This window comes from Cecembia sp. (assembly GCF_007126775.1).
Lineage (GTDB): Bacteria > Bacteroidota > Bacteroidia > Cytophagales > Cyclobacteriaceae > Cecembia.
Window position 1 is genome coordinate 25,739 of the sequence record NZ_SLAP01000049.1, and the last position, 14,399, is coordinate 40,137.

The window sequence follows — 14,399 nt, forward strand, 5'->3', positions numbered from 1 at the left end:
TTTTATTATTTACAAGCTAATAGAGTCTCCAATATTAAGTATTATCAATTCCTTTCCAGCCCTTTCAGCTGCTTTTTTTGCTTCCTCATGGTCAATTTCAATAAAAGGAAAGGTATCATAGTGCATGCCTATTATTTTTTTTGTACCTACAAAATCAGCAGCCTTTAAAGCATCTTCAATCCCCATGGTGAAATTATCTCCAATAGGGAGGAAGGCAAAATCAATTTTAAATTCCTCTCCAATGAGTTTCATATCATAAGTCAATGCAGTATCTCCTGCATAATAAAAACTACCCTTTTCATGTTTGATGACAAATCCACCAGGATTACCACCTGAGCTGCCATCGGGCAGGGTGCTGCTATGTACGGCATTTACATATTTAACCGTCCCAAAGTCAAAAGATTTACTTCCTCCATGGTTCATGGGATGGTACTTTTCTATTCCCTTTTTGGCAAACCAAACTGCAACTTCATAATTGGAAACCAAGGTGGCATTGGAGGACTTGACGATTTTCTCTGCATCTGCTACATGGTCTTCATGTCCATGACTAATCAAAACATAATCTGCCCGGAGGCTTGAGACATCAATATGGGCAGCTTTTTCGTTGGGGCTGATAAAAGGGTCAAAAATGATATTTTCACCAGCAAGCTTCACTAAAAATGAAGCGTGTCCAAAATAAGTTATTTCGATCATGGTGTTTCGGTCTCTTTGTTTGCAATCATACAAATATAGGATTAAAATCCAGTCTGTAAATGAATTCTTATCCACAATCTATTGTGGATAGACATAAGGATTTGGTTTTTATGTCTATAGCTACTTTGAAACGATTGACTCAATAACATAAATTTTTTTCACATAAAAAAAGGCTGTCTTTAGAATTGAACAGCCTTTTTGAAGGTACTTTATTTTTTCTTTTTATTGGCTTCAGCAGCTTTCATGGCATCCTCGAGTTTCTGTTGGAATTTTGATTTCTTCTTATTCACATTTCTTTTTCTATATTCCTCGATTTTAACACGGATTTTGGAATCATCAACAAACATTTTAATCAAGGCCTGCTGTCCAAAAGTAACCATATTTGAAACAAAGTAATAGAAGCTCAAAGCTGCTGGGAAAGAGTTCAATACAAACATGAAAATCACCGGCATGATGTAGCCTATGTTTTTCATTGGGCCTGCTTGGGCGGTCAATTGGTTATTGAAATGGGTATATGCTATTTGGGATACCGTCATTAATATTGTAAACAAACTCACATGAGCCCCATAAAACGGTATAGTAAAGGGTAAATAAACTATAGCATCATAGGTTGACAGGTCTTTTGCCCAAAGAAATGATTCTTGCCTTAATTCAATGGAATTTGGAAAAAAGAAGAACATCGCGAAAAGAAATGGCATCTGTAGCAACATAGGCAGACATCCGGAAATTGGACTTACACCAAGTTGCCCAAAGAGCTTCATCTGCTCTTGTTGCATTTTGGAAGGGTCTTCTCCGTATTTTTCCTTCAATTCATCAATTTCAGGTTTGATTACCCGCATCTTCGCCATCCCTATGTATGATTTATAAGTCAAGGGGAAAAGTGCAAGTTTGATGATCAAGACGATCAGGATAATGATAATCCCGTAGTTATTGAAGTATTTTTCGAGAAACTGGAACAGGTTTACAATGATGTATTTGTTGACCCAGCTCACAAAGAAATAACCCATATCTACATTGTTTTCAAAGCCGGGAGTGATGGTTTTGAGAAGATTGTAATTATTAGGTCCAAAAAAATACTGGGCTTCCGCTTTTCCATTCTCAAGCGGCATCAAAAGATTGGCCTGCATATTTTTGATGGACAGTGTATCATCGGGGGTGTTTTGGATCAGGTTGGCATTGCTGAATGCATTGCCTGCAATGATAGCTGATGTAAAAAACCTTTGACTGAAGCTTACCCATTTGACAGGTTCTGTAATGTCTGCATCGTCTGATGAAGATGTCAAACTCAAGTCATCATGAGACCCGGATGCTTTGAAGAAATTAATATTGGTTTTTCTTCTGGATTCCTCGATATCCTGTTCCTGCCGTTGAAGCCGGTCGTCCCACTTGACCTGAACATAAGCTTCGCTGAGGTAATTATTAAGCCCTACAAATTCCAAGTACTTGTCCAGCGTATAATTTCCCTCGGTCAAAGAATAAGTTCTTGTGATCCTTGCATTCCCTGACTGTGCCGTAAAAGTAAGAACACTAGCCTTTTCTCCATCATTTTCTGTAGAGGATAGGGTTGGATTGAAGAAAAACTGGTTGAGACTTAAGGCACCTTTATCTGTTTGAATGATATAATCGATATCTGAACTGCTTTGATCTAAAAGAACCAAAGGTCTTTGGTCCCAGGTCTTGAATTCTTTTAATTCTACCTTTACAATTTCTGCTCCCTTGGAAGAAAAAGCCACAATCATTTTGTCATTTTCCAAAGTGACAATTTCTTCTGTCCCTTTGGTCATTGGGGCAAATACACCAAATTGTCTTTGGGCAATGAGGTCTTGTAAACTGTCAGGTTCAGACAAGATTGGAGTACTGACTACATCTTCAACATCTTTCTCCTGCAATTCAAGGCTTGATGTGGCCTGTTCTTCTTCAATAACTGGCTCTGGTGTAGTTGCAAAGAAAATTGAATACACCAATAATACTGCTGCGAAAAGGATCAGTCCTGTCGCCTGGTTTCTATCCATAGATTTAAGATTATAAGCTTTTCAAAAAGCAAAGGTAACACAAAGAATTTGATGCTGTCCATCTTGACCTTGCGTTACCCTTTCTCTTATCGGGCCGTAAAATTACTTTATTTTTTTATTTTCTATAGCTGCTGCGATAAAACGCACAAATAATGGATGCGGATTTAGCACTGTACTTTTATATTCCGGATGGAATTGGGTCCCCACAAACCAAGGATGCTCTTTGATTTCAATGATTTCAACCAAACCTGATTCAGGATTGATTCCAGCAGGGATCATTCCGTTTTCCTCGATTGCTTTTAGGTATTCATTATTGAATTCGTACCTGTGCCTGTGTCTCTCCAACACCTTGGACTTACCATAGGCCTGTGCCGAACGGCTTCCCTTGCGCAATTCACAGGGATAAGACCCCAACCTCATGGTGCCTCCCATTTGGTCCAGGTTTTTTTGTTCTTCCATCAGGGCAATTACGGGATATTTCGTCTTAGGGTCCATTTCCGTACTGCTTGCGCCTTTTAGCTTCAGTACATTCCTGGCAAATTCGATAACGGCCACTTGCATACCTAAACAAATCCCTAAAAATGGAATTTTGTTTTCTCGGGCGAATTTTACCGTTTCTATCTTACCTTCAAGCCCCCTTTCTCCAAAACCTGGAGCCACAACAATACCATCCAAATCTTCCAGTTTTTTGAAAATATTGTCGGAATGGAGTTCTTCTGAAGAAATCAGACTAAGGTTGACCTTACATTCTGCTGCAGACCCTGCATGCACAAATGACTCAATAATGGATTTGTAAGCGTCCGGCAGGGAAACATATTTTCCAATGAGGCCAATATTCACTTCCTGGGTTGGGTTTTTAAGTCTCCCCAAAAAGTCCTTCCATTGTTCCAGGTCAATGTTGTTTTTATTGCCCAACTTGAGTTTGGTCATTACCCGCTCATCCAATTTTTCCTTTTTCATCAGCAGGGGTACATCGTAGATCGTTTCCGCATCCATGGCTTCAATGACATTGTTTAGCTGCACGTTGCAGAAAAGGGCCAACTTCTTTTTGACTTCCAATGGAAGTGGATGTTCGGTTCTACAGACCAATATGTCAGGTTGGATACCTGCTTCCAATAACTGTTTGACAGAATGTTGGGTAGGTTTGGTTTTCAGTTCTTTAGCTGCCGCAAGGTAGGGGATAAGGGTCAGGTGTACTACCAAAAAGTTATTGGCACCAATATCCCATTTGGCCTGCCTGACCGCCTCAATAAAGGGAAGAGATTCGATATCGCCTACACATCCACCGATTTCGGTGATGATGACATCAAATTTGCCTTCTTCCCCCAATTTGAAAAAATTACGTTTGATCTCATCGGTTATATGGGGAATGACTTGTACAGTCTTTCCCAAATATTCCCCTTTTCTTTCTTTGGTTATGACGTTATTGTAAATCCTGCCCGTTGTGACATTATTCGATTGGGAAGTAGGGGTATTAAGAAAGCGCTCGTAATGCCCAAGGTCGAGGTCAGTTTCTGCTCCATCCTCTGTCACATAACATTCCCCATGTTCATATGGATTGAGTGTTCCGGGATCAATGTTCAAATAAGGATCGAATTTTTGGATAGTAACGCTGAATCCCCTGGCTTGTAGCAGTTTGGCCAAAGAAGCCGCTATGATGCCCTTGCCCAGCGAAGAAGTCACGCCTCCGGTAATAAAGATGTATTTGGTGGATGAAGCCATAAGAATGGTAGGATATGATTTTGTTTTGATTCTTATGGGATTCAAAGTTACGTCAAATATTTGATTTGACTTTTGCTTTTTGAAGGAAATTTTAAAATCTCAGGATGATGGTTCTTTAAACCCTTAGGGTAATGGGTCTTTTCCCTTTTTAATAATTAGTTTTGATGAACTGCAGCACCTTTTCCATTTCCCGTCGAATCTCCGATGATCTGTTGAGGTAATTGTTATTCATAAAAGCAAAAGCATAAAATCGACCTGAATCCCCCTTGATATAGCCTACTAAAGCGTGATTATTGCTTATTGTTCCAGTTTTGGCAATAACATATGGTCTTCTTGCGGCGTAATTGTTTTTCAGGGTACCACTGATTCCTCCTTGAGGCAATAACCTGATTAATTCAGACCTGGGCATCATTTCGTCCAACTTGGACATCAGGGTCACCATGGTGCGTGGTGTAATCAGGTTGTGCCTGGAAAGTCCCGAACCATCTACCCATTTGGGTTTATCCGGAAAATCATCCATGTAATTTTTTTTGATATAATCGATGGTCCTTTCGGTATTGAGTTCCCCAAAAAGGCTTTCCGAGACCATCAGAAGGAGTTGTTCTGCAACGAAATTATCACTTTCTATCAGTACCTCTTTCCAGAGTGGGGTCAAACCACCACCTTTGAATACTTTTGCATTTGCAGGTGCCTTTCCTTTGACCAAATTCACTGGTTTACCTATGGTTTCTTCCATGAGTTTTAAAGTGACCTCAGGAGTGGTAATAAATGGGAGCGTAGAAAATTGATTCACATAAAGGCTTGGGTTATAAAGAAAGTTATTGGAATTAAAATCCCTTTGGACACCTCTTATTTCCTTATCAGTCCTGACAAGCATAGCAGAAAAAAGCGGGATATCCGGTACAGGAGTGCGGTTCCTATTGGTGAATGTTACAATATTACCATGCACAGGAAAAGCGGATCTTTCAGGAGAATAAGCATAATAATAATCATCCCATTGCCAACCGTAGCCAAAAGGAGTATCCTTCCAGTTGTCAAAGGAAATATTGATTTTTTGAAAATCCTTAAAAAACTCTTTGAGTTTTGGTTGTGGCAATGGACGGTATTTCCATGAGGGGTCGCCTGTTCCCCATATTGTGATTTCATTGTTGCTATTGACATATCTGAAAGTGATCGTACTGTCCTTAAGCACCAAAAGTGAGGCATAAAAGGTCAATAGTTTTGTAGTGGACGCTGGAATGAAATTCATGTGGCTGTTTTTTTCATAATGCACCCATTGACTGTCCAGATCGTACAGCATAAAGCCTGTCATGTGGTTGTCGAAAAATGAATTTTCCCCCAACAATTCATCCAGTTTTTCAAAACGGCTACGGATTGCTGTTTCCTGAGCTATTAATGGGGAAACAATAGAAAAAAGCAAGCCAATCAATAATAGGTTTTTCTTCATGAATTCAAGACTTTGCAGCAAAAATGATGGTAATCCAAGCTATTATGAAAGCTACTCCGCCTATGGGTGTAATGGCACCCAGCCAGGTAATACCTGAAAGGGAAAGGATGTAGAGCGATCCTGAAAAAATCAGAATGCCGATTAAAAAAAGGCCCATTGCCCATTTAAGCGCTTTCTTTTCGGGTGACATGCTGTACCAGATACTGATGGCAAGCATGGCCAAGGCATGGTAAAAGTGATATTGTACTGCTGTTTCAAAAGTGGCAACCCTAGCATTGGCTTCCAGAAGTGGCTGTAGTCCATGTGCTCCAAAAGCCCCTATACCTACGGCAAGAGCACCTAAAATGGCTGAAATTTGAATAAATGTATGTTTTTTCATCTCAATTGTAATTCCTCTCTCCAAAGATAGCTGTTCCTATTCTCACCATGGTACTTCCAGCTTCCTGGGCCAGAAGATAGTCCCCGCTCATTCCTATTGATAGTTCTTTCATTTCAATATTCTCCGGAAGTGAACTTGATTGTAATTGAGTAAATAAATTTTTAAGTCCTTCAAACTCTGATTTGATCTGTGCATCGTTATCTGTGAAAGTGGCCATTCCCATCAGCCCGATTACCTGAACATGTCCAAGAGTTTTAATTTCTTCAGATTCCAGAAGGGCAATCAATTCATCTTCAGAAAAACCGAATTTGCTGTCCTCAAGTGCAATATGTACCTGAAGGAGACAGGGTATTTTACGGTTATTTTTTTCCGCTTGTTTGTTAATTTCACTCAGTAATTTCAAAGAGTCAACCCCATGGATGAGATATACAAATGGGGCCAGGTATTTTACCTTGTTTCTTTGGAGATGCCCTATCATGTGCCATCGGATGTCTTTGGGTAGTATTTCATACTTTTCAGTAATTTCTTGGACTTTATTTTCTCCAAAATCCCGGATTCCCGCATTATAGGCCTCCATGATTTCTTCCTTGGACTTGGTTTTGCTTACCGCAATCAACTGACATGAGGGATTGATGAATGTATTTTTTATGGAAATAAGGTTTTCTTTAATTGACATTCTTCTATTTTTGATTAATTGGAATCTGTAAATTGAACAAAACAAAGATATGGCGTTATTAGGTACATTGCTAAAAAAAGGCATCAGATTAAGAGAATCTCTGGAACAGGAGTACAGCAATCCCGCTGAACTTCAAAAACAAGAGCTTAAAAAACTCCTGATACAGGCAAGGAATACCGAATTTGGTAAAAAATACCGCTTCGACTTGGTGTTGAAAGAATTTAAAAAACCGAACAAAGATTTTTACAGGGCTTTTTCTTCCATGGTGCCCACCTATAATTATGAAAAGATTTACAATGAATGGTGGTACAGGTTAAGGGCAGGCGAAAAAGATATTACATGGCCTGGAGCAATACGGTACTTTGCCCTGACTTCAGGAACCTCAGGTGCTTCCTCCAAGTACATTCCAATTACGCAGGATATGGTAAAGGCGATCCGGAAGACAGGTGTTCGTCAAATTCTGACATTATCAAAATACGATCTTCCCGATGCTTTATTTACCAAAGGCATTTTAATGCTTGGAGGAAGTACAGATCTGGATTTTAACGGCACCTATTTTTCGGGAGATTTATCAGGGATTACTACCGGTAGGCTTCCGGTTTGGTTTCAAAAATTCTACAAGCCGGGCAAAAAAATCTCGCAAAATAAGGACTGGGGAGAAAAATTGGATCAAATAGTGGATATGGCGCCCAAGTGGGACATTGGTATAATTGTCGGTGTACCTGCATGGTTACAGATTTTGCTAGAAAAAATTATCCAAAAATACCAGTTGAAAACCATTCACGATATCTGGCCCAATCTCATGATTTTTGTTCATGGAGGAGTGACTTTTGAACCCTATAAGAAAGGTTTCGAGCAATTGTTGGCCAGACCCTTGATTTACATGGAAACCTACCTGGCCTCTGAGGGTTTTCTTGCATTTCAGGCATTGCCTGATAGGAGAACCATGCGCTTGGTACTCAATAATGGTATGTTCCATGAATTTGTACCTTTCAATGATGCCAATTTTGATGAAAACGGAGAACTGAAGGACGGTGCACAGATTTTCAAAATAGATGAAATTGAAGAGGGTGTGGACTATGCACTTTTGATAAGCACCTGCGCAGGTGCCTGGCGCTATCAAATTGGAGATGTAGTCCGTTTTGAATCCAAAGCTGAAAGCGAAATTATCATCACGGGAAGAACGAAACATTTTCTCAGCATGTGCGGGGAACACCTTTCTATGGACAATATGAACCGTGCGATTGAACTGGTTTGTGAAGAAATGAACCTTAATGTGCGTGAATTCACTGTCTTGGGCTTACCGGATGGGTCTCTATTCAGGCATCAATGGTTTGTAGGTACAGATGATAAAGTGGACCCTGCTAAATTAATGCAGAGGATTGATGCACACCTTAAAGATCTTAATGATGATTATATCACAGAAAGAAAACATGCACTTAAAAGAGTTTCATGCACCATAGTCAGCCCCAGCCTATTTTATGACTGGCTAAAGGCACATGGGAAAGAGGGGGGACAAAACAAATTTCCAAGGGTCTTAAAAGGTGAAAAAATGGAAGATTGGTTGGCACACCTCGAAAACCACGGAATCAGATCATGATGCAGGCATTGGGAGAAGGGATAAGTATGGGCTTGCTGTTGTCTGCAATGGTGGGTCCCGTATTTTTTACTTTAATTCAAAACAGCATAGAACACGGTTTTAAATATGCAGTAGCCATTGCTGTGGGGATTTTGATTAGTGATTTTCTATATGTTCTGATCACCTATTTTGGAATAAGTTTATTGACACAATTTCCCAATTTCGAATGGTACCTGTCTCTATTGGGAGGCTTCGTTTTGACGGTATTTGGAATTTCATCTTTTTTTAAAAAAGTGAAAGACAGGCCTTCAACTGCCGGTTTCCCCTTATCAGAGGCCAGAAAAAGAACAGGGTTCATCAAGGGTTTTGGGATCAATGGGATCAACCCATTTGTACTGCTTTTTTGGATTTCTATCGCTGGTTTGGTTGCAATCAGGGAAGAGTATAACCGATATGATATTGGTATTTATTATCTGGGTATATTGCTTACTGTTTTTCTTTTTGATCTTTTGAAGGCCTATGTAGCCAAGAGATTGAAGGTATTCATAACACCCCGTGTGATGTTTTTGCTCAATAAGATGGTTGGGATTGCCCTTTTGCTGTTTGGAGCCAGGCTATTTTGGTATGCCTTTACTTTGGGGGAAAAAGCTGCTTGATTAATTACGAAATTCAGTTTTCAAACATTGAGGCAATTCCCTACATTTGTGCAGACAAAAAGGCTACAAAAAACAGCACATGATCCTCTTTTTCCAATCCCCCAATGGTCTGATTTATGCAGTTCAGACAAAAAAACCTCTTGTTTCCCACGATCTTGAAAAATTGATTTGGCTTTTTGGAGAAGCCAAACAATTGGAGGTATCCCATATAGAGGGGAAATTTGCAGGCCCGAGAAAAGAGATGATTACGCCCTGGTCCACCAATGCGGTAGAAATCACGGGCAACATGGGCATAAAGGACATTCAAAGGATTGAGGAATACCATCCTTTAAATGAAGAAGATGGCATTGATCCCATGCTCCAAAAGGTGTATTTGGGCTTGAATCAGGATATTTTCGATATTCATTTGGAGCCTGAACCCATCATGCAGGTAGTGGATATTAAAGCTTATAATCAGCAAGAAGGGTTGGCGCTCAGTGAAGAAGAGGTAACTTATTTGGAAGGAGTAAGCAAGCAATTGGGAAGGCCCCTTTCAGATTCGGAAGTATTTGGGTTCAGTCAGGTAAATTCAGAACATTGCCGCCATAAAATTTTCAATGGGATTTTTGTCATCGATGGGGAAGAAAAAGAGAAAACACTTTTTCAACTGATCAAAGAGACATCTAAAAGGCATCCTAATAAAATTGTATCAGCTTACAAGGATAATGTCGCTTTTGTGGAAGGTCCAAGGGCACAACAGTTTGCTCCTAAAACCCAGGATAAAGCTGATTTTTTTGAGCCGGAGACAATAGATACTGTACTTTCACTGAAGGCAGAAACGCACAATTTCCCGACCACGGTAGAGCCCTTCAATGGAGCGGCTACCGGTTCAGGCGGTGAAATCAGAGACAGACTTGCAGGAGGAACTGCCTCTGTGCCCTTGGCAGGAACAGCGGTCTATATGACGTCTTACCCACGCACAGAAGCAGGGAGAAATTGGGAAAAAAATCTTCCGGAAAGGGATTGGTTGTACCAAACGCCAATGGATATCTTAATCAAAGCGTCAAATGGGGCCAGTGATTTTGGGAATAAATTCGGTCAACCTTTGATTTGTGGATCAGTACTTACTTTCGAACACGAAGAAGGTGGTAAATCCCATGGTTTTGATAAGGTAATCATGTTGGCAGGGGGTATTGGTTTTACCCGTAAGGAATATGCCAAAAAGAATGAACCAGGAAAGGGGGATAAAATTATCGTAATGGGAGGAGATAACTACCGGATAGGTATGGGCGGTGGTGCGGTATCATCAGTGGCTACCGGAGAGTTCAGCAATGCCATTGAATTGAATGCCATTCAGCGCTCCAATCCGGAAATGCAAAAAAGGGTATCCAATGTGATCCGCGCTATGGCTGAAAGTCATGATAATCCGATTATTTCTATCCATGACCATGGAGCAGGAGGGCACTTGAATTGTCTCTCTGAACTGGTAGAGAGTACAGGGGGTACGATCCATTTAGATAAGTTACCAGTAGGAGATCCCACACTTTCAGCAAAGGAGATTATTGGTAATGAGTCCCAGGAAAGAATGGGACTGGTGGTTCATGAAAAAGATGTGGATACGCTTCAGCGCATTGCAGAAAGAGAGAGAGCGCCCTTTTATGTAGTAGGTGAAACCACAGGGGATATGCATTTCAAATTTGAAAATATGCAGACAGGGGATAAGCCTGTGGATTGGAGCTTGGCCTATATGTTTGGCAGTTCCCCCAAAACTGTCTTAGAAGATCAGACCCAAGTACAATCTTTCAGAGCCCCTGAGTATAGTGCTGAAACAATAAAAAGTTATATTGAGGAAGTACTTCAGCTCGAGGCTGTGGCCTGTAAGGATTGGTTGACCAATAAGGTGGACCGTTCAGTTACCGGAAGGGTGGCCAAGCAGCAGACAACCGGGGAAATCCAACTTCCTTTGAATAATGTGGCAGTAATGGCCCTTGACTTTACCGGGGACAAGGGAATAGCCACCTCTATTGGGCATGCTCCTGTAGCAGCTTTGGCAGACCCTGAAGCGGGGTCAAGACTTTCAATAGCGGAAGCTTTGACCAATTTGGTTTGGGCACCCCTCACGGATGGATTGGCAGGGGTATCGCTCAGTGCCAATTGGATGTGGCCGGCCAAAAACCCTGGTGAAAATGACAGACTGTATAGGGCTGTAAAGGCCATTTCAGATTTTGCTATCGAATTGGGCATCAATGTGCCCACAGGTAAGGACTCCTTGTCCATGACTCAAAAATATCCTGGAGGAAAAACAGTTTATTCACCGGGAACGGTCATTATCTCTACGGTAGGGGAATGTGCAGATCCAAAAAAAGTGGTTTCGCCTGATTTGAAGCCAATTCCTGGCAGCAAGGTGTATTATATTGATTTTTCGAAGGATACTCCAAAATTAGGAGGGTCTAGCTTTGCTCAGGTGCTGAATACGATTGGAAATGAAACGCCGGATATAGTAGACAGTCAGTATTTCAGTACTGCCTTTATGGTAGTTCAGAAATTGATAGAAAAAGGAGAAGTACTGGCAGGTCATGACATTTCCTCGGGTGGCTTGATTACAGCACTTTTGGAAATGTGTTTCCCTTCTACCCAAGTCGGTCTCAATATAAAATTAGACCGTTTGACTGAAAAGGATTTGATCAAGTCACTTTTTGCAGAGAACCCTGGCGTTTTGATCCAGGTCAATAATATTGAAAGGACAAGGGCTGTATTGGAAAATTACGGAATTGACTATGTTTCCATCGCGGATGTGACATTGGATGGACAGGTACATCTTTTGGGAACTGATCTGCATTTAGGGGTGGCCGAGATGCGGGATACCTGGTTCAGGTCTTCCTATTTACTGGACAAGCAACAAAGTGGTGCTGATTTGGCTGCAGAGAGGTTTAAAAATTACAAAATGCAAGCCCTTTCTTATCAATTTGATGAAAATTGGAAGGGGACTTTTGACAGTTTTTTCTTAAATCCTTACCGAAGAGAAGCATCTGGAAAAAGAGCCGCTATTATTCGTGAAAAGGGGGTAAATGGCGACCGGGAAATGGCATACTCACTTTGGTTGGCAGGATTTGATGTAAAGGATGTACATATGACAGACCTTGTTTCAGGAAGGGAAAATCTGGAAGATGTGCAGATGATAGTTTTTGTGGGCGGCTTTTCCAATTCTGATGTTTTGGGTTCTGCCAAAGGCTGGGCAGGGGCTTTCCTTTACAATGAAAAGGCAAAAAAGGCATTGGATAATTTTTATGCGAGAAAAGACACCTTATCGCTTGGTGTTTGTAATGGATGCCAGCTGATGGTAGAATTGGGATTGGTTGCAGGTGACCATGACAAAAGGCCAAAGATGCTGCATAATTCCAGTCATAAATTTGAATCGGCCTTTGTAAATGTGAGTATTCCTGAAAACAATGCCGTGATGCTGAAGAGCCTGGCAGGACAAAGGCTAGGCGTATGGGTAGCGCATGGAGAAGGGAAATTCCAACTACCTCAGCCAAAAGATACTTATCATATTGGAATGACCTATTCTTATGAAGCTTATCCAGGAAACCCGAATGGTTCTGATTATGCCGTTGCCGGGATAGCTTCGAAAGATGGAAGACATTTGGCCATCATGCCGCATATTGAGCGTTCCATCAAGCCTTGGAACTGGCCCTATTATCCAACCGAAAGACAGGAAGAAGAAATCACGCCATGGGTTGAGGCTTTTGTGAATGCCTTTAAGTGGGTAAGTGAGAGGAAGGAAATATGATGTACCAAGTAAAATGTACAATGTACCAAGTATAGACGAGCTTGCTTACCTTTAGGTGGGGGAGACGAGAGGTTAGAAGCGAGAAGCGAGAGGTTTGAGACAAGAAAATGTGGGATTTCGGAAGTCGGATTTCGAAAGTGGGTGTACCAAGTATGATGTACCATGTGCCAGGAAAAAGGGATAGGTGAGAGGACTGAGCGTTAAAAAAAATGTCCCTTTGGACCCCCGAATCCCAATAATTATCGGGACGGGGTAGCACTGGACCAGAATGTAGGACGGGATTAATAAGAGCCAAGTCAACAGTAAAAAGTGTCCATGGACTCAGTGAACAATGAACCCATTCGATAGCTTGGTTCGACATGCTCACCACATCGCAGGGCATCGCTTTGAACTTTTTGAACAAGGCAGGTTCAGGGTTCAGATAATCCTGTGATCTTAAAAGCCACCGTCTTCACCCTTTTGGTAGGAACGCCTTCAATGTCTTCTTCAAGAATCAATTGACTGGCCTGATCTTCTTCAAAAACATCCTTTATGTCTTTAATTTGACCAAAAGGGACCTGATTTTTTAAGAACGATTGGATCCATTTATTGGAAGGCTTTTTAAGGAAAGCTTCTTTCAAATATCCGGTTAATGCTGTCCTATGTTGGACCCTGGAAGCATTTGTTTCAAACCTTGAATCAGCAATCAGTCCAGAAAGCTCCAAAACATGGCATAAACTTTCAAACTGCTTATCGCTGCCTATGGCGAGTACGATCCATTTTCCATCCCAACATTGAAAGGTTTCTCCGTAAGGAGCAATATTGGGGTGCAAGGAGCCTATTCTTTGGGGAATATGCCCATTCATCAGCCAGTTGGAGGCCTGATTGGCCAAGGCCGTAACCCCGGCTTGATAAAGAGAGACACTGACTTTCCTTCCTTTTCCGTCTTTGGCTCTTTCCAACAAGGCACAAAGGATACCCTCTTTCAATTGATGGGCAGCCAAAATGTCTATTATGGCCAAGGGCAATTTCAGGGGAGGAGCGTCAGATTCTCCATTCATGGACATGTAACCCGTCTCTGCCTGCAGTACTACATCATAAGCTACCCTTGGATCCTGTTCAGAAAAGCCAATAATTTCTCCATAGATCAAGGTGGGGTTTTTCTTGTACAAAGTTTCATAGTCTAATTTGAGCTTCAGGGCATCTCCTGGCTTGAAGTTAAGCAGCACAACATCCGCTGTTGCTACCCATCCCAACACCTCTAGGTAATCTGCTTCATTTTTGAGATCTCTTAGCAGGGTTTTTTTACCAAAATTGGCTGCGGCATAATAGGCTGATACAGCATGTTGCCGATTTTCTTCAGGTATTTTCCATTTTCTGGTAACATCTCCATCAGTCAATTGATTTTCAACTTTAATCACTTCAGCGCCGAGTTCTGCAAAAAAAGTACCGACTAAGGGTCCTGCCAACACACTGGATAGTTCAAC

The 14,399-nt window shown here is 41.2% G+C and carries 10 protein-coding genes; 3 read left to right on the forward strand and 7 right to left on the reverse strand.

The features are described 5' to 3' along the window. Positions 1-9: 9 nt before the first annotated feature. From QZT73_RS03400 to QZT73_RS03425, 6 genes are all read right to left on the reverse strand, one after another. Positions 10-693 carry a metal-dependent hydrolase gene (locus tag QZT73_RS03400; protein ID WP_291784395.1) on the reverse strand — a complete coding sequence of 228 codons (684 nt, stop codon included), beginning with the start codon at positions 691-693 and terminating at the stop codon, positions 10-12. A gap of 209 nt (positions 694-902) precedes the next feature. Further along, a complete protein-coding gene (yidC, locus tag QZT73_RS03405) occupies positions 903-2,705 on the reverse strand; it encodes a membrane protein insertase YidC (RefSeq protein WP_291784397.1) in 1,803 nt (600 codons plus the stop codon). Between the two features lie 102 nt (positions 2,706-2,807). Continuing rightward, a complete protein-coding gene (locus QZT73_RS03410) occupies positions 2,808-4,427 on the reverse strand; it encodes a CTP synthase (RefSeq protein ID WP_291784399.1) in 1,620 nt (539 codons plus the stop codon). 148 nt (positions 4,428-4,575) lie between these two features. Next, positions 4,576-5,874 (reverse strand): D-alanyl-D-alanine carboxypeptidase, encoded by a 1,299-nt coding sequence (locus QZT73_RS03415; RefSeq protein ID WP_291784401.1) that lies wholly within the window; start codon positions 5,872-5,874, stop codon positions 4,576-4,578. 4 nt (positions 5,875-5,878) lie between these two features. Then, entirely contained in the window at positions 5,879-6,253 is a 375-nt protein-coding gene (locus QZT73_RS03420; RefSeq protein WP_291784405.1) for a DUF423 domain-containing protein, read from the reverse strand. A gap of 1 nt (position 6,254) precedes the next feature. Beyond that, positions 6,255-6,929 carry a YggS family pyridoxal phosphate-dependent enzyme gene (locus QZT73_RS03425; RefSeq protein ID WP_291786620.1) on the reverse strand — a complete coding sequence of 225 codons (675 nt, stop codon included), beginning with the start codon at positions 6,927-6,929 and terminating at the stop codon, positions 6,255-6,257. Between the two features lie 49 nt (positions 6,930-6,978). On the opposite strand from QZT73_RS03425, the gene QZT73_RS03430 reads away from it, so the two are divergent. From QZT73_RS03430 to purL, 3 genes are all read left to right on the forward strand, one after another. After that, positions 6,979-8,529: a GH3 auxin-responsive promoter family protein gene (locus QZT73_RS03430; RefSeq protein WP_291783486.1), complete on the forward strand. Its 1,551-nt coding sequence runs from the start codon at positions 6,979-6,981 to the stop codon at positions 8,527-8,529. Then, positions 8,526-9,164, forward strand: coding sequence for a LysE family transporter (locus QZT73_RS03435; protein ID WP_291783483.1), 639 nt, complete (start codon positions 8,526-8,528; stop codon positions 9,162-9,164). Before QZT73_RS03430 ends, QZT73_RS03435 begins: the two co-directional genes overlap by 4 nt. Positions 9,165-9,243: 79 nt before the next feature. Continuing rightward, positions 9,244-12,933 carry a phosphoribosylformylglycinamidine synthase gene (purL, locus tag QZT73_RS03440; RefSeq protein ID WP_291783481.1) on the forward strand — a complete coding sequence of 1,230 codons (3,690 nt, stop codon included), beginning with the start codon at positions 9,244-9,246 and terminating at the stop codon, positions 12,931-12,933. 410 nt (positions 12,934-13,343) lie between these two features. Here the strand turns inward: purL and QZT73_RS03445 are convergent. Continuing rightward, positions 13,344-14,399, reverse strand: a 1,056-nt coding sequence (locus tag QZT73_RS03445; RefSeq protein WP_291786623.1) for a CoA transferase, incomplete at its 5' end; no start/stop codon positions are given.

Excerpts from the sequence above, each read along its gene's own strand:
- QZT73_RS03400 (WP_291784395.1), bottom strand. The coding sequence starts at position 693 with ATGATCGAAATAACTTATTTTGGACACGCTTCATTTTTAGTGAAGCTT.
- yidC (WP_291784397.1), bottom strand. The coding sequence starts at position 2,705 with ATGGATAGAAACCAGGCGACAGGACTGATCCTTTTCGCAGCAGTATTA.
- QZT73_RS03410 (WP_291784399.1), bottom strand. The coding sequence starts at position 4,427 with ATGGCTTCATCCACCAAATACATCTTTATTACCGGAGGCGTGACTTCT.
- QZT73_RS03415 (WP_291784401.1), bottom strand. The coding sequence starts at position 5,874 with ATGAAGAAAAACCTATTATTGATTGGCTTGCTTTTTTCTATTGTTTCC.
- QZT73_RS03420 (WP_291784405.1), bottom strand. The coding sequence starts at position 6,253 with ATGAAAAAACATACATTTATTCAAATTTCAGCCATTTTAGGTGCTCTT.
- QZT73_RS03425 (WP_291786620.1), bottom strand. The coding sequence starts at position 6,929 with ATGTCAATTAAAGAAAACCTTATTTCCATAAAAAATACATTCATCAAT.
- QZT73_RS03430 (WP_291783486.1), top strand. The coding sequence starts at position 6,979 with ATGGCGTTATTAGGTACATTGCTAAAAAAAGGCATCAGATTAAGAGAA.
- QZT73_RS03435 (WP_291783483.1), top strand. The coding sequence starts at position 8,526 with ATGATGCAGGCATTGGGAGAAGGGATAAGTATGGGCTTGCTGTTGTCT.
- purL (WP_291783481.1), top strand. The coding sequence starts at position 9,244 with ATGATCCTCTTTTTCCAATCCCCCAATGGTCTGATTTATGCAGTTCAG.